Source organism: Acidobacteriota bacterium (assembly GCA_016715115.1).
Lineage (GTDB): Bacteria > Acidobacteriota > Blastocatellia > Pyrinomonadales > Pyrinomonadaceae > JAFDVJ01.
The window spans coordinates 108,772-125,950 of the sequence record JADKBM010000016.1 but is presented as its reverse complement, the minus strand read 5'-3'; the positions used below and the strand labels follow the sequence as shown (position 1 = coordinate 125,950).

General features: G+C 54.4%; 8 protein-coding genes. All 8 read left to right on the top strand.

The window, feature by feature from the left end:
• Positions 1 to 514: 514 nt before the first annotated feature.
• The 8 genes from IPN69_18290 to IPN69_18255 all read left to right on the top strand — a co-directional run bounded on the left by IPN69_18290 (position 515) and on the right by IPN69_18255 (position 17,006).
• The gene (locus IPN69_18290; protein MBK8812661.1) at positions 515 to 3,088 is read left to right on the top strand and encodes a carbohydrate binding family 9 domain-containing protein; all 2,574 of its coding nucleotides are present in this window, start codon (positions 515 to 517) and stop codon (positions 3,086 to 3,088) included.
• Between the two features lie 809 nt (positions 3,089 to 3,897).
• Complete coding sequence (locus IPN69_18285) at positions 3,898 to 4,932, top strand: hypothetical protein (GenBank protein MBK8812660.1); 1,035 nt, start codon at positions 3,898 to 3,900, stop codon at positions 4,930 to 4,932.
• 296 nt (positions 4,933 to 5,228) lie between these two features.
• The gene (locus IPN69_18280; protein ID MBK8812659.1) at positions 5,229 to 6,368 is read left to right on the top strand and encodes a citrate synthase; all 1,140 of its coding nucleotides are present in this window, start codon (positions 5,229 to 5,231) and stop codon (positions 6,366 to 6,368) included.
• 291 nt (positions 6,369 to 6,659) lie between these two features.
• On the top strand, positions 6,660 to 8,705 hold the full coding sequence (locus IPN69_18275; GenBank protein ID MBK8812658.1) for a S9 family peptidase: 2,046 nt from the start codon (positions 6,660 to 6,662) through the stop codon (positions 8,703 to 8,705).
• A gap of 466 nt (positions 8,706 to 9,171) precedes the next feature.
• Positions 9,172 to 11,397, top strand: coding sequence for an EAL domain-containing protein (locus IPN69_18270; protein ID MBK8812657.1), 2,226 nt, complete (start codon positions 9,172 to 9,174; stop codon positions 11,395 to 11,397).
• A 484-nt stretch (positions 11,398 to 11,881) separates the two neighbouring features.
• Positions 11,882 to 14,026 (top strand): bifunctional diguanylate cyclase/phosphodiesterase, encoded by a 2,145-nt coding sequence (locus IPN69_18265; GenBank protein ID MBK8812656.1) that lies wholly within the window; start codon positions 11,882 to 11,884, stop codon positions 14,024 to 14,026.
• Positions 14,027 to 14,411: 385 nt separating this feature from the next.
• Positions 14,412 to 14,669: a hypothetical protein gene (locus IPN69_18260; protein ID MBK8812655.1), complete on the top strand. Its 258-nt coding sequence runs from the start codon at positions 14,412 to 14,414 to the stop codon at positions 14,667 to 14,669.
• 228 nt (positions 14,670 to 14,897) lie between these two features.
• Positions 14,898 to 17,006, top strand: coding sequence for a S9 family peptidase (locus IPN69_18255; GenBank protein MBK8812654.1), 2,109 nt, complete (start codon positions 14,898 to 14,900; stop codon positions 17,004 to 17,006).
• Positions 17,007 to 17,179 lie beyond the last annotated feature (173 nt).

Genomic DNA, 17,179 nt, shown 5'->3' with positions numbered 1-17,179 from the left:
TCAAATCATCGTTTTGTCTCGACCCATCCGTGTTCATCTGTGTCAAGAACGGCCTGTCGCTTCAATCAAGCAGGTTTTTCAAAAATTGGGAGCTTTGAAAAACCGACATGAAGGAAGCAAATCGCGTTTCCTCCAGAACACAGATTGGATGGATGGAGCGAATTTGTTTCAATCGATAGAGAAACGCTGGTTTCGAACTATCCTCTTGCATCCGATCCATCTGTGTCCGTCTGTGTCGGAAACTGCACCGAGACCGCCGTTAAGTGGGTTTTTCAAAGCTCCCAAATCCGAAAGGACGGTATTGATCGTAAACCTGGAATACCTGGAATCTTGGATCAGAAACGCATGCGGTATCCGCGCCCGACAAAACTCTTCGAAACCTGTCTCCGTTCCGAAATCTGGGCTTGACCCATTTTCAAAAGAGCGATTTTTTTGAAACAATCCGGCTATAATTGCGTCTCAGCACGTTGCTTTCCTGCGGTTGCTCGCGATTTTTCGTCTTGTTGATTGTTTTATGAGATTGCCTCGGATCCTGATTTCGATCTTGTTCTTTTCGTTTGCGGTTCAAGCGCAGGCGGAGCAGAACGTCAAAAACACGACCGAGGCGGGCGTTTCCGATTCCAGGGGCGACTCGCGCGGTTCGAAGGTTGAAGTTCCAGCCGAAAAGCGCGGTTCGATCAAGATCCCGTTTATCGAGACCGGTCCGTCGATCGACGGCAAACCCGACGAGGAGATCTGGAAACAGGCCGCGGTCTTCAAAGATTTCTACCAAACCAATCCGGGCTACAACACCGCGCCGTCGAAACCGACCGAGGTCTATTTGGTTTACGACGAAAAGAACCTCTACATCGCTTTCAAGTGCTGGGACGAGCCCGACAAGATCCGCGCGACGGTGGCCAAACGCGATTCGGTCTTTGGCGAAGACAACGTCCGCGTCTGGCTCGACACCTATGACGATCAACGGCGTGCGTATCTTCTCGGTTTCAATCCGCTCGGCATCCAGCAGGACGGCGTTTTTACAGAAGGCAGCCGGCAAGGCGCGGACTTCTCGATCGATATCGTGATGGAGTCAAAAGGAGTCATCGAAGACTGGGGTTGGTCGGTTGAGGTGAAGATCCCATTCAAGTCCCTAAGATACTCGGCCGGCAAAGGCAAGCACTGGGGCTTCAATGTCGCGCGCAATATCGAACGACTTAACGACGAACTCGATCAGTGGTTGCCTGACGATCGGGATGTTGCCGGAGCGCTCGTAAAACACGGTCGCATCACGGGGCTCGACGAAATAAGGTCGGAACGAACGCTCGAGATCGTTCCAAGCGTAACGCTCTCGGAAACAGGACGGCGAAACCGGACGATTCCAAGATCGACCGTCAACGCCAACCGGTATCATCCGATCTTCAATCCGGGCGGGATCCGGGATCCCGGTCGATTCGTCAACGAGCCCGTCAAGCAGGATATCGGCGTGACGCTTAAATATACGATCACGCCGAACGTGACGCTCGACGCCGCGTTCAATCCCGATTTCGCAGAGATCGAGGCCGACGCGCCGGTGGTCACGGCGAATCAGCGTTTTCCGATCTTCTTTCAGGAGAAACGGCCATTCTTTCTCGAAGGCCAGGAGATCTTCAGTTCGCCGCTTCAACCGTTTTACTCGCGGACGATCGTCGACCCCGACATCGCCGCGAAACTGACCGGCAAGATCGGCAAAACATCGTTCGGGTTTCTCGCGGCGTCCGACAACGCGCCGGGGAACTATTCCGAGGACGAACGCACGGAGTTGGCGATCTGTCAGCGTGAACGCGCGACGAATCCCGGCCGAAACTGCGGATCGATCGAGGAATTCGTGGACAAAAACGCCTTCTTCTCGGTCTTGCGCGTCAAGCGTGATTTCGGAACGAACAACAATCTCGGGTTTTTCGGTTCGGCGCGCGTCTTCCCGAAAAATCGCAACTTCGTAGGCGGAATCGATGGAACGTTCAAACTGGACGACCGGACCGTGATGACATTCCAGGCTCTCGGCACGCATTCGAGGAAGTTCTTCTTTGATGCCGATTTGGGCACATCGAAGTATCGGAGCGGGAATGGGTTCGGATACAACTGGAGCCTGGATTACACGACCGACACGCGCGGTTGGTACGTGGAAGCGTCGGGACAGTCGGCCGACTATCGCACCGATGCCGGGTTCACGCGGCGGACGAATACGAATTCGATCTTCCTGATGAACCGGTTGAGCACGAAATCCAATCCGAAGGCCAAACTGATTCGCGTCAACTGGAATCAGAGCGCGCGTTTGGGTTACGACTGGAAGGGGCGGTCGCAGAACGGTTCCGTCGGTACGAGCCTGAGTTTCAGTCTTCAGGGGAATATGTCCGTCAATACCTCATCTGGTTTCACGTACGAACGGATCTTCGAAGAGGAATTCGGGCCGAAGCGGACGCTCACGCGGGCCGGCGCTTTCTTCGGGCATTCGGAGCGTTCGGCCTATCAACCGTATTTCAACTTCAGCGTTAACCGGAGCTTCAACAAGCGTTTCAGCGCGAGCGCGTCGATGTTCTCGATCTGGAACTCATTCGACTACGATTTTGGCGCCGGCGGGCAATTCGGACGTGTCAGTCCGGCGTATCTTTCGTGGCTTTCGGCGTATCTCCTCGATCCGGGCTCGGCGGGCAGCAGTCCCGGCCTCGATCCCGGCAAAGGCCTTCAATTCAATTTCGGATTCGGATTCGAGTACAAACCGTCGGATCCGTTAAGGGTGTCGCTGAGCTATTCAAAGAGCGGACTGAAGCGGAATGATAGCGGCAAGGCGGCATACGAAACGGACATCGTCTCGATTCGATCGACATATCAGTTTTCGAGGTTCGCGTACACGCGTCTGCGGCTGGATTATGACAGTCTGACGCGCAATGTCAGCGGCCAGATGCTGTTCGGATGGAACCCGAATCCCGGAACGGCGTTCTACGTCGGATACAATGAAAACGCGAACTTCAACGGTTTCAGCCCGTATTCGGGACAACTCGAACCGCGTTTCGAGCGAAACTACCGGACTTTCTTCGTCCGCGCGTCTTACCTTTTCCGCCGCAGTTACTAAAGCGCCGCGCGACGGCATCCTGAGTGCGCGCCGAGGACGAGGTGCCTTCGAATCTAAATTGCGCGATCGGACGTCTCTTTCCCGCGAAACCCGCTAAAAAACGCGAGAATTGGCATTTTCATGCGGTTCTTCGCGCTTCGCTGGAAGTTCCTTCAAATGCCTGATTTGGTTTGAACCCGGATTGCGCATTAGCTGTCCAATCGGCGGGCGCACGGCGCGCCGACGAAACACGGATAAGCTAAATCCCTTGGCATCAGTTACTTGAAATTGTGTTTCTTGCGAGAGATTTTTCGGGCACCGATTTTGTTTGCCCTATTCGAACCTAACATCTGTCGAACGAATTGTGGCCGTGCCTGAAAGGCACGCAGACAATCGCGTCGGGAGTATCCCGACGATCGCGCGAACGACGAGGCCTTTCGTCCCTGGACGCAGGAAGAAACGATTAATCCCTGCGTCCCTTCCAGGGACGTCCAATCACTATAACCGAGTCGTCGGGATGCTCCCGACGCTATTACCTGAGTCCCTTTCAGGGACAGATAGAAATGCTTAAGCTTACTAATGCCTGATTCGGTTTGAATGGTGTTTGTTCGGCGTCAAAACAATCAAAAAACATAACCGAAATCCCATTTCGAACGATCCGGTTTTGTGATTCGGGGCATCCTGACAAAATCATTGCGGCATCGAACCGTCCACGAGTTCTTAGGCGGTCGTATTTTTCACTTTGAAAAATGTTGTTGTAATTTCTTAACTTATAGTGTATAAACCCTAGAGGATAAATCATTTCTTGTTTTTTGAACATAGGAGGTAAAATGAAACTGACCAGAAGTTTCTCGAGTTTCGCCCTGATTCTCTCCCTGAGTCTTGTAACTTTTCTGACGCTGCCCCTTCAGACAATCAATGCCCAGACAACCAAGGTCGCTCTGCAAAGAGGTTACCGAACAGGCTATTCGGACGGTTATATGGCCGGGTACCGCGACGTCATCGACAATGCCGCGAAGAGCTACACGCGGCATAATGAATACACAAAGGCCGACCGTGCGTACAGCAAGGATTTCGGCACGATCGAAGATTACCGGGACGGTTACCAGCAAGGCTTCGAAACGGGTTACAACGCCGGCTACGAAAAGCGTTCGTTCGACGCGAACCTGCCGACGGACCTCAAGCGCCGGAACGAGATTCAGGTTCCAACGACGCCGGTTCCGGACGTTACCGTGACGGCGACAAGGACCGATCCGGTCGAAGAAGCACCGGTGTTGAAGACCAAGACCGACGAGGTCAATTATTCGACCACCAACTCCGAGGCGATCATTTTGATTCCGTCCGAAACGGAGCTGATCCTCGAACTTAATGACGAGATCACGACCGAACGCAGCAAGGAAGGCGACAAGTTCACGGCCAAGGTCGTCTCGCCGATGGAGATCGGGGGCGCGATCGTCGAAGGACGCGTTTCAAAGATCCAGAAGCCCGGCCGCATCAAGCGCCGCGCCGAGATCCTGCTGACCTTTGACCGCATTATTCTGAACGAAGCGCGTTGGTCGAACTTCAGCGCGATCCTGACGGAAGTTCTCCCGGTCAAGGGCGATAACGTCAAGCGAGTCGACACTGAGGGAACGGTCGAAGGCAAGAGTTCCCTGAAAGGCGACACGATCAAGGTCGGAGCCGCAACCGGTACCGGAGCGGTCGTCGGAGCGGTCGTCGGCGGGCCGGTCGGAGCAGCGGTAGGCGCGGGCGTCGGCGCGGCATTTGGAGTCGGGGCCGTTGTCGTCGAGCGCGGAAAGCACGTCAAGCTTAACCGGGCGCAGCAACTTCGGATCAAATCGACCTATGAAACTCAGATTCGCTGAGTCTTCGTAACTTTCGGCGCGGACATCGCTGAGCGTCCCGCCCTGATCATCCGCGATGCCGGGAGGCTTCGCGGATCTTTTTGATTGCGGCGGTATCGATCGCGACGGATTCGGCAAGAACGACGAAAAAACGTCGCCGGAAACGCCGGCACCGGACGCGCGGAAACCTGAAAAACCGAGTGTTTCTAGTATCTTGGGTCATGCCTTCAGGCACTTTCGGATGCTTGCCGTTTGGCGTCTCATTTGATAAATTTAGTTGATAGAAAATTCTAATTTGTTACAAGGTATCAATCAATATGAGTACAGGAACAGAAACAACCGCCGCAGCCGCCGGACTGAGGGGCGTGGTTGCCGCGCAGAGCTCAATCGGGGATGTTGACGGCGAGAACGGGATCTTGATCTATCAGGGTTACAATATCCACGATCTTGCGGAACATTCGACGTTCGAGGAAGTGATCTTCCTGCTTTGGAACGGACGTTTGCCGAAGCAGGATGAGCTCGATGACCTCAAGGCTCAGTTTCGGGCAAATTCGGGAGTTCCTTCGGAAGTCGTTGCAATGCTGAAGTCGTTTCCAAAGGACGCGAGTCCGATGGATGTACTGCGTACAACGGTCTCCGCGCTTGGATTTTACGACAAGGCCGGACATGGAACTGATCGCGAGGCAGCAGTCAAGACCGCGGTCAAACTGACGGCTCAAATGGGGACGATCGTCGCCGCTTGGGAGCGTATTCGCAACGGCGACGAGATTGTCGCGCCCGACCCGTCGCTCGGCATCGCCGAGAACTTTCTGTATATGATGCGTGGCGAGCGCGCCGAAGCGGACGAAGTTCGGATCTTCGACATCGCGCTGATTCTGCACGCCGACCACGAACTGAACGCTTCGACCTTCACGACGCGCGTTGTCTCGGGAACTCTGGCTGATATGTACGGTGCCGTCACCGCCGGGATCGCGGCGCTTGCCGGACCGCTCCACGGCGGAGCGAACACGAACGTGATGAAGATGTTGCTTGAGATCGGCGACCTGTCGAAGGTTGACTCTTGGCTGGATGCCGCGCTTGAGGCGAAACGCAAGATTATGGGAATCGGCCACGCGGTGTACAAGACGGAAGACCCGCGCGCCACCTGGCTACGGAGATTCTCCCGTGAATTGGGCGAGAAGAAAGGCGTCACGAAGTGGTACGAGATGTCGCGGCGCATCGAGGAACTGATGCTCGAAAAGAAACATATGCATCCGAACGTCGATTTCTATTCGGCCTCAGCCTATTACCTGATGGATATTCCGCTCGATCAGTACACGCCGATCTTCGCCGTGTCGCGCATTTCGGGTTGGACGGGACATATCCTTGAACAGTACGCGAACAACAAGTTGATCCGTCCGCGGGCCGAGTACATCGGCGGCCGCGATCTTGTTTATGTTCCGATGAACGAACGCTGATAGAAGGCAGAACCGACAAAAAGGGCGGAAATCGGGATCGTTTCCCGATTTCCGCCCTTTTGTTTTGTCGGCGGTCGATTTGACAGCGTGACGCGCGCCGGCGAAATACGGGTTTGTTCGGGATGTTCAAATCGAAACAAATCGTTCGGAAATGCGTAATGTACACGGCCCGCTTGTTATAATCTTATTCATCGAAAGGGAGTTAGGAAAATGTCAAAATTGTTCTGCATCTTGGTATTCGCGATAACTTTGATTACAGTTGGAAACACTGAACTATTCGCACAAACCGATATGAAAGCACCCGTTGCAAAAAAAGTACCGAAGGTCCTGAAGATCCACGGTTACGAGATCGTCGACAACTACGCGTGGATGCGCGACCGAAATGACAAAAAAGACCCGGAAGTGATCAAATATCTTGAGGAGAACAACGCCTACACGGATCATTTTATGAATCCGCACAAGAGCTTTGCCGATGGTCTTTACAATGAAATGCTCGGCCGGATCAAACAGACCGATATGAGCGTCCCCTATCGCATCGGCGACTATTGGTATTTCACGACGACCGAAGAAGGGAAACAGTATCCGACGTATTTGCGGAGCAGGACGAAAGATCTCAAGAACCCAGAGGTGCTGATCGACCAGAACGAAATGGCCAAGGGGTTTAAATACTTCGCGATCGGTGAATTCTCGGTTAGTGAAGACGGAAACTTTCTTGCTTTCTCGACCGACACGACCGGGTATCGGCAATACTCGCTCCAGATCAAGGACCTTCGCAGCGGCGGACTGCTGCCGAACAAGATCGAACGCGTGACGAGCGCCGAATGGTCGAATGATGGAAAGTACCTCTTCATCGGCCAGGAAGATGCCGTTTCGAAGCGCTCCGACAAAGTCTGGCGGCACGAGATCGCGTCCAACAAGAATGAACTGATCTACGAAGACAAGGATCTGCTGTTCAATGTCGGAGTCGGGAAATCCCGCGACAAAAAGATGCTGTTCATTGCCTCGTTCGCGAAAACGATGCGCGAGTATCGATACTTGGCGGCCGAGAATCCGACCGGCGACTGGAAAGTCGTCTCGCCGCGCCGCGAAGGCCACGAGTATTCGGCAGATTTCGACAATGGCGAATTTTTCATCACGACCAACAAAAACGCCGAGAACTTCAAGGTTGTACGGGCGCCGGCCGCAGATCCTTCCGAGGCGAACTGGAAAGACTACATTCCGTACAATCCGGCGGTGAAGATCGAAGGAATTTCATTCTTCAAGGATCACGCCGTCGTTTCGGAGGTCGAGAACGGACTCGAGTATCTGAAGGTGATGGATAGCAAGACGCGCCGCGCCGCGCTCCGCATTCCGACCCCGGAAAGTGTTTATACGATGGGGCTTGGCGGAAATCCCGAATACGACATCGAAGCCGTCCGATACACCTATTCTTCGATGATCACGCCGAATTCGACCTATGAGTTCAACCTCAAGACCCGCAAGAGCGAACTGCTGAAACAGCAGGAAATTCCTTCGGGATATGACAAGACGAAATATGAGACGAAACGCGTCTGGGCCGTCGCGCGCGACGGAGTGAAGGTGCCCGTTTCGATCGTTTGGAAAAAGGGAACGAAGCTCGACGGCTCGGCGCCGATGCTTCTTTACGCATATGGATCATACGGATTTTCGATGACGCCAAACTTCTCGACCGCGCGTTTGAGCCTCGTCGACCGGGGTATGATCTACGGCATCGCGCATATCCGCGGCGGTTCCGAACTCGGCGAGACATGGCGACAGGACGGTCGTATGTTCAAGAAACTGAACACGTTCTACGATTTCATAGACTCTTCGAAATGGCTCATCGCGAACAAGTTCACGTCGGCCGACCGGCTTGTGATCCAAGGCGGCAGCGCCGGCGGATTGTTGATGGGCGGCGTGATGAATATGTCGCCCGAAACGTTCAAGGCGGCGATAGTCCAGGTCCCTTTCGTCGATGTTATGAACACGATGCTTGACGATACTCTGCCGCTGACGACCGAGGAGTGGATCGAATGGGGAAATCCGAACGAAAAGGAAGCGTGGGATTATATGATCAAGTACTCCCCGTATGACAACGTCAAAGCGCAGAACTACCCGAATATGTTGATCGAGGTCTCGCTCAACGACAGCCAGGTTCCGTATTGGGAAGGCGCGAAGTTCGCCGCTCGGGTTCGCGAGCTGAAGACCGATAGAAACATCGTTCTTCTCAAGACGAATATGGGCGCTGGCCACGGCGGTTCGAGCGGTCGTTACGACCGTTTGAAGGAAGTCGCGTTCGAGTACGCTTATGCGCTGAGCCAGGTCGGCATCACGAAGTAGCGGCCCTTGATTTTGTGTGAGGAAGCGGTTCGACGGAATAGTCGGCCGCTTCTTTCATTTTGACCGACTTTTGCTCAACGGGGTCGAAGGAGATCGAACAATCGCGTAACATCGAAGCCGCTAAACTCCGTATACTCAATGTTTGAGCGGCGAATTGGGATGTGGCACCGACATTGCTTACAAGTCTGCGGGCGGGATTTCTGTTAACGCCGGATGTCGAAATTCTGAGGCGCCGAATACGAAACGGACAAGGTCCCCCAAGTTTGCTCCGGCGTATGAACTGAGGATTCGCGGACGCACCTGATGAAAGCGTCGATTTTTGTCGAATCCTGAAAGAAAATTTCTTGTCAGCACAACCAGTTTCAACATATACTAACACTGGACAAAGTTCGGCCCGATTTTCGGGCGCAAGTCCTCGCCCTTTATTCGGATCTTTCCCGAGGCCATCGATTCGATCGCATTTATTGTGACAGCAAAAGAAAAAGTAAACGAAGCACTCTTGTGGACGACGGTCGCGCTTGGCGCCGCTGCTCTTGCGTTTGCGATCGTTCGATTTCCGTTTTCAATCGTCGACAACCGCTTTCTGTGGTTCACAGCCGCCGCGATCGTGCTGACGACGTTTCTCCAGGTTCAGCTGCCGCGAACCAAGATTCACTTTACGATCTCCGATTCTGTGATATTCGTCGCGCTTTTGCTTTACGGCGGCGAGGTCGGCATTGTCGTCGCGGCCGTCGAATCGGTTTACACATCGCTCAATCTCAAGCGGAAGGGCGTCCCGATCGGATTGCGAACGTTGCTTTTGAATTGCTCGATCGCCTCCGTCGCGACTCTCGTCACCGTAATCGTCGCACGCACGGTTTTTCCGAGCATCAAGTCCGCGTCGCAAACAACGACACCGACCGAGTTCGTGACTCTGATGTGTCTGATGGTCGGAACTCAATTTCTGGTCAACTCGTTGTTCGTCGCGGTGTTTGCCGCGCTCCGCTCTGACAGGCCGATCTGGAAGGTTTGGTACGAGTATTGTTTCAATGCGCTGCTGATGTTCCTCACTGGCGGATTTCTGGCGGCGATCATCATCAAAGCTCTCGATAATCTTGAGCCGGTCCTGATCGCGGTCGCTCTCGGCGTGGCGGTAGTTGTCTTCCTTACATACCGGCGCTACATCGAGGAGCTTAAATCGTCGTCGGCGAAAGCAGAGCAATCAGAACGGGATCGAGCCGAGCAGGCTGAGCGTCATATCGAGGAGTTGCAGCACTACATCCGGGAACAGGAAAAAACCAGCGGCGAATTGCGCGAAAGCCGCGAGAAATATCGCCATGCCGCGTTTCACGATCAGCTGACGGACCTTCCGAATCGCAGTTTGTTTATCGAAACGCTCAAGTTCTTGCTCGAGAAATTCAAGCACACGCCGAATCGAACCTTCGCGGTGCTTTCACTCGACCTCAACCGGTTCAAGACGATCAACGAAAGTCTCGGTCATTCGGTCGGAGATCGGCTGATCTCTCACGTCGCGAAAAGGCTCACGTCGATGATTCGCGAGAACGATCTCGTCGCTCGGTTCAGCGGAGACGCCTTCGGGATCATCCTAAGCAATATAAGGATGGCCGACGATGCGGTTCAGTTCGCACAGTTGATCCATCGCCGGATCCAAAAGCCATTCACGATCGCCGGCCGCCAGGTGTTCACGGATGCGAGCATCGGAATCTCGATCTGCAACGTGACGTATGAGGATGCGGAAGATATTCTGCGTGACGCCGACATCGCTATGTATCACGCCAAGGAGAACGACAAGGATCACATCGTCTTCGATCAAACGATGCATCTGCGCGCCGTGACGCTCCTCCAGCTCGAAACCGACCTTCGGTCCGCGATCGAGCGAAACGAACTCTCGGTCTTTTATCAACCGATCGTTGATTTGGCGACGATGAAACTTAACGGCTTCGAAGCGCTGATGCGTTGGAACCATCCGCAGCGCGGAATCATTCCGCCTTCCGAGTTCATTCCCGTTGCAGAGGAAACCGGTCTGATCGTGCCGCTGACGCTCTGGATTCTCCAAAAAGCCTGTGCCCAGACGGTCGAATGGCAAAACCGGGATCCGGAAAACGCCTCGTTGATGATAAGCGTCAACCTTTCGGGCAAGCACTTTGCCCATAGCGATATGGTTGAACAAGTCCGTCGCATAATTGTCGAAACGACGATCAACCCGGCGACGCTGAAACTCGAGATCACCGAGAGCGCCGTTATGGAAAACGCCGAAACGGCGATCGCGCTTTTGAAGAATCTGCGCGCGCTCGGCCTGCAGCTTTCGATCGACGACTTCGGCACCGGTTACTCATCTTTCAGCTATCTGCACCGATTCCCCATCGATATGCTGAAAGTCGACCGCTCGTTCGTCGGGTCGATGGAGGACGGAACCGAGAATGGCGAGATCGTGCGAACGGTCATCGCGCTCGGCAAGACACTCGGTTTGAACATCGTGGCCGAAGGCATCGAGACGATCCACCAACTGCATCAGCTTCGGATTCTCGGTTGCGAATACGGCCAGGGCTACCTCTTCTCGCGCCCGGTTCCGGTCGACGAAGCGACGACGGTTCTCGACGACAAGTCCCGTTGGCAGAACATTATTCCCGACAATAACCCGGCGGTCGTAGCCCAAAACCGCGAGTTTTCGAGGTTGAGACTGGCCAAGTGAATTGGTCGAAGCGGTTCCGTTCGCAGGCCGAGAATCCGTTGCGAGTTTGCGAGTGAGATCAGTTTGTTCGCCGCCGGACAATTGCGCGTCAATCCTGCAATCGTGACCGATGCGGTCGCCGTTCACCCACCGGTCTAAGTTCCGAATCGTTAGTCGGCGTCGCCCAACGAACGGTTCAGTTTTCTCAAGACCAAATTACGCGCTAACGACGATTCAGCAAGGGCAGATAGAATCAAATTTATCCAATCTTCACTCGTTCTCGAGTCCAATTCCAGCGGCGTTGACGCCAAGCAAATAGTTGTGGAATTTTCGTGTCGGAAAGTGGTAACCTAATTGAGGCGCTCCGTTCTATCGAATCGCCTACCCAGCTCCGGACTCTCGCCCGATGAATAAAAAGACCACGGAAAGAACGTATAGAATTGCCGTATCCGTTTTAGGATGCGCGGTTTTTGCATTTTACCTGACACGATTTGACCTTCGGAATTTGACCTGGAATTTCTTTGCCATTTTTTTGGTCGCCGTGCTGGTCGCGCCGCGCCTCAGTATCAATCTCCCGAAATCAAGCATTATCCTGAGTTTCTCGGACTCCGCGATATTCCTTGTGTATCTGCTCTATGGCGGCGAGGCGGCGATCTTCGCCGGCGTGGTCGAGATGCTGATCAGCTGTCTCTACTTCAAGTACAAGGGGCTCGATTTCAGCGATTATGCGATCGGCTACAGCGTCGGTATGGTCGCCATTTCAATGTCGCTCGCCTACGCGCTGACGACGAAGTTTGCAGGGGTTTTCGGGGGCAACGCCGATCCGGCTTCGACTTCGAGTTTGATCACGACGCTCGGAACGTTTGCGATACTCCAGTTTGTTTTCACTTCATTTTTCGCGGCGACCTACTACGCGCTGAAATCCGGAAAACCCTTCCTCAAGATCTGGATCGAGGAAGGTTCGGCGATCGCTATCACACAATTCGTCGGGGCTGCGCTGGCGGCGGTGTTCTATAAACTGCTGGGTTACTCGGATCCGGCCGCGATCGGGGTCGCGATTGTCGCGCTCGGGATCTTCTTTTTCGCCTACCGCAAGACCATCGCCGAGATGACCGAATCGATCAACGAGGCGGAGCAGGCCGGGCGCGAACGTGCCGAAGCCGACGCGCGCCGAGCCGAAGAAGCTGAAAAATACGCCGTCGAGCTTTCGACTCTGCTCAAGATCGAAGAGGATACGAGCCGCGCGTTGCGCAAAAGCCGGCAAGAATTCGAACACGCCGCGATGCACGATGCGTTGACCGGCCTTCCGAACCGCGCCTATTTCGCGGAGGACCTCCGCAAAGCTCTGGCCGACAAAGCCAAAACGGGGCGCACCGAATCGCACGTGATCTTCATCGACCTGTCGCGTTTCAAAAAGATCAACGACAGCCTCGGCCATACCATCGGCGACAAAGTGCTGATGATCGTCGCCAAACGTTTTCTGAAGTCGGTCCGTCCGACCGATCTCGTGGCGCGGCTCGGAGGCGACGAGTTCGCGATCATTCTCAATGGTCTGGCGAACATCCAAAAAGCGGAAAAGGTCGCTTGGAAGATCCATCAGAAGATCTCGCAACCGTTTTCGCTGTCCGGCAACAAGATCAACATCGGGATCAACATCGGCATCGCTCCTTGCGATCTCGAATACGACACGCCGGAGGACGTCCTTCGCGACGCCGACATCGCGATGCATCACGCCAAGAATCGCGGGTCGGGCGTCGAGATCTTCAATCCGGAACTCCGCGAACGTTTCGTCCAGCTGGCGCGAATCGAATCCGAACTGCCTTTCGCCATCGAACGCGACGAACTGGCGATCTTCTACCAGCCGATCATATCGCTGACCGATGGTTCGCTGATCGGTTTCGAAGCGCTGCTCCGCTGGTTTCACCGCGAGCGCGGTTTCATTTCGCCGGGCGAGTTCATTCCCGTCGCCGAAGACACCGGTCAGATCATTCCGATCACGACGTGGCTATTGAAACGGACCTGCGCGCAGCTCGCCGAATGGCAGAAGTTCAGTTACGCGACGCGCAACCTGATGATGAGCGTCAATATCTCCGGCCGGCATATGGCCTTCCAGAGCTTGTTGGTCGATGTCGAGGACGCGATTTCGGACGCGCGCGTTTCACCCGCTTGCCTCAAACTCGAGATCACGGAGAGCGCCGCGATGGAGGACATCGATCAGACCGTGCGGATGTTCTCGAACCTGAAGAGCCTCGGCGTTCAGCTCTCGATCGACGACTTCGGCACGGGCTATTCGAGTCTTAGCCAACTGCACTCTTTGCCGTTTGACACGCTCAAGATCGACCGCTCGTTCGTTTACACGGTTGGTGCCAACGGCGAGAATTCCGAGATTTTACAAACCATCATCTCGCTTGCCAAGAATCTGCAGATGGGCGTCATCGCGGAAGGCATCGAGACCGAGAACCAGCTCGCGCTTCTTCAGAATCTCGGCTGCGACTACGGTCAGGGGTTTCTGCTTTCGAAGCCGCTTCCGAAAGAGCAGATCGACGAGTTGCTGTATCAGAAGTCGAACTGGTTCCCGCCAACGTTCCTTGGCGGCGTCGACGATGTCGGCGACACCGTCAACGAAGAACTCAATCTTCCGGCATTCTAGAAAGCACAAGCCGGAATCCGCGAACAAAGCCCGCATTGCCCCGCGGGCTTTTCGCATTTTGTCTCAATGCCGAAGCGGTTCGGCATCATAAGGGACCCTCAAACGCGTTATGTTACCCAACTATACAGTGGATACCGCCGACACATAGCGCGAAACATATAACACGCCTAGAATCAAATAGTTAGCGAATCCGTTCAAATACGGCCCGCCAGAGATGTAACAGAACAGCACAACAGTCAGGGTCAACTCCATCTGCTTGGGGAACTATCTAAATCAAGTAAATAGGATAGTTAGCGGAATGTCTGACCGGAATTCTCCAATGGCATCGGTTTTGCACTACATACGGGCAAGAGAAATCGAAAATATCAGATTTAGGAGAAAGAAAATGAAAAAGACAAACATCGCGGCAGTCATAATGTTACTCAGTATTTTTGCTATGCAGGTATCGACGGGCTTCGCCGGCATCATCCTCGGAGACGCCACCGGAACTGACAAATGCACGGCAAAGGAAACGACGAAGGTCGACAACGGCGTGATCGTCTATTTCACTGGGGTGATCGTCTATTTCACCGGCGTTATCGTGTACATCAAGCCGGCCGACGAACCGGTTGAGACGAATTGCGGAATCATCTTGTCCGACTAGTTTATTCGTCGAACACCCTCGTGATCCAGCTTCCACAGGAGGCCGTCTAAAATGGCGGCCTCCTTTTTTCTTTTTGTGATCCCTACATTTCGCCGTTGACCGCGGCCCGGAAACGTCTCGTGCGGATCCAAATCCGTGCCGTCTGGGTGGGGCGGGCCTTTTGCGGGTCGAATCTTGGCGGAAAATCCTCTATAATTTTCAAAAAACTATCATTGAGGAGTTTCGATTATGAGAAAGGCGTGCTGTTTGGGGTTGGTCCTGGTGTTGTTGACCGCAAGTACTTTTGCGCAGATGAAGCTGAATTATCCGGCGACCAAGAAGGTCGATCAGGTCGATGAGTATTTCGGCGTCAAGGTGTCCGATCCGTATCGATGGCTTGAGGATGACAACTCCGAAGAAACAAAGGCTTGGGTCGAGGCCCAGAACAAGGTGACGTTCGACTATCTGAACGGTATCCCGCAACGCGAATCGATCAGGAAACGGCTGACCGAGCTCTGGAACTACGAAAAATACGGCGCGCCGTTCAAGCGCGGCAGCAAGTATTTTTACACCAAGAACGATGGATTGCAGAACCAGTCCGTGCTTTACATCGCCGATTCCATCAACGATCCGGGACGAGTTTTCCTCGATCCGAACAAGCTTTCGGCCGACGGCACGGCGGCGCTCGCCGGTACCTCGTTCACGCAGGACGGGAAATTGATGGCGTATGGCGTCGCGTATTCCGGATCCGACCGCTCAGAATGGCGCGTCCGGGACGTTGCGACCGGCGAGGATCTGAAGGATTTCCTGAAGCCGAACCGCCAGGGCGGCATTTCCTGGCTCAAGGACAACTCCGGGTTTTTCTACAGCCGATTTCCGGACGCCGAAAAGGGAAAGGAACTCAAAGGCCAGAACTTCAATCAAAAGCTCTATTTTCACAAACTCGGAACGTCGCAGGACGAAGACTACGTTGTCTATGAACGCCCGGACAACAAAGAGTATTTCGTCGGCGGCGGCGTCACCGAAGACGGCAACTGGCTGGTCCTGAACGTCGGCAAAGGCACGGGGCCGCAGAATATGGTCTACGTCAAAAACCTTTCGATGGAAAAGGCGCCGATCATTCCGATTGTCGATAAACTAGAGAATGATTACAGTTACGTCGGCAATGACGGCAGTGTGTTCTACTTCCGCACGGATAAGGGCGCGCCGCGCGCACGGCTCGTCGCGCGCGACGTTCTCAAGGAAGCTGCCGACTGGGCCGAGATCGTTCCGCAAACGGCGGAAACGCTGCAGAATGTTGATTTTCTCAACAACCAGTTTGTGCTGAATTATCTCAAGGACGCATATACGCAGATCCGGATCGTCGATATCAAGGGCAAATTCGTCCGCGAGGTCAAGCTTCCGGGCATCGGCTCGGCCGGCGGATTCGGCGGCGACCGCTTCGACACCGAGACGTTTTACACTTATTCAAGCTACAATGCGCCGCCGACGATCTATCGATACGAAATGAAAACCGGCAAGAGCACGCTCTACCGACAAGCGAAAGTGCTCTTCAATCCGGCCGATTACGTCGTCAAACAGGTCAAGTACAAGAGCAAGGACGGGACGATCGTTCCGATGTTCATCGTGCACAAAAAGGGCATCAAACTCGACGGCAACAATCCGACGCTGCTCTATGGCTACGGCGGGTTCAACATTTCGCAGACGCCCGGATTTTCGGTTTCGCGCGTCGTCTGGATGGAAATGGGCGGGGTCTACGCGGTCGCGAATATCCGCGGCGGTGCCGAATATGGCGAAGCCTGGCATGAGGCCGGCACGAAACTGAAGAAACAGAACGTCTTCGACGATTTCATCGCCGCCGGCGAATGGCTCATCGCGAACAAATACACGAGCAAAAAGAAACTCGCGGTGCAGGGCGGTTCGAATGGTGGTCTGCTCGTCGGAGCGGTAGTCAACCAGCGGCCCGATCTTTTCGGCGCCGCGCTGCCCGCGGTCGGCGTGATGGATATGCTGCGGTTCACGAAGTTCACGATCGGTTGGGCTTGGACCTCGGACTATGGCTCGCCCGACAAAGAAGACGAGTTCAAGGCTCTGTACGCTTATTCTCCGTACCACAACATCAAACCCGGCACGAAGTATCCGGCGATTATGGTGACGACGGCCGATCACGACGACCGCGTTTTCCCGGCGCACAGCTTCAAATACGCCGCGGCGCTCCAGGCGGCGCAGGCCGGCGACGCCCCGACGCTGATCCGGATCGAGACCAAGGCGGGCCACGGGGCCGGCAAACCGACCGCGAAGGTTATCGAAGAAGCGGCGGACATTTACGGATTCCTGATGAAGAACCTCGGGATGTAGCGACCCAAGAGTAACGCCTTCAGGGGTGACGCGTCTCGGCCTTGATCACGCCTGAAGGCGTTACTCTTACGTGTCTTGATCACGCCTGAGGGCGTTACTCTTACGTGTTACTCTCGTCTGCACAACTCTTTCGCCTTGATTGATAATGGCAAAGAAACTAAAATCTTAAAGCG

Coding starts and splice junctions, on each gene's coding strand:
- IPN69_18285 (MBK8812660.1), top strand. CDS start 3,898: ATGAAACTGACCAGAAGTTTCTCGAGTTTCGCCCTGATTCTCTCCCTG.
- IPN69_18290 (MBK8812661.1), top strand. CDS start 515: ATGAGATTGCCTCGGATCCTGATTTCGATCTTGTTCTTTTCGTTTGCG.
- IPN69_18275 (MBK8812658.1), top strand. CDS start 6,660: ATGAAAGCACCCGTTGCAAAAAAAGTACCGAAGGTCCTGAAGATCCAC.
- IPN69_18255 (MBK8812654.1), top strand. CDS start 14,898: ATGAGAAAGGCGTGCTGTTTGGGGTTGGTCCTGGTGTTGTTGACCGCA.
- IPN69_18280 (MBK8812659.1), top strand. CDS start 5,229: ATGAGTACAGGAACAGAAACAACCGCCGCAGCCGCCGGACTGAGGGGC.
- IPN69_18260 (MBK8812655.1), top strand. CDS start 14,412: ATGAAAAAGACAAACATCGCGGCAGTCATAATGTTACTCAGTATTTTT.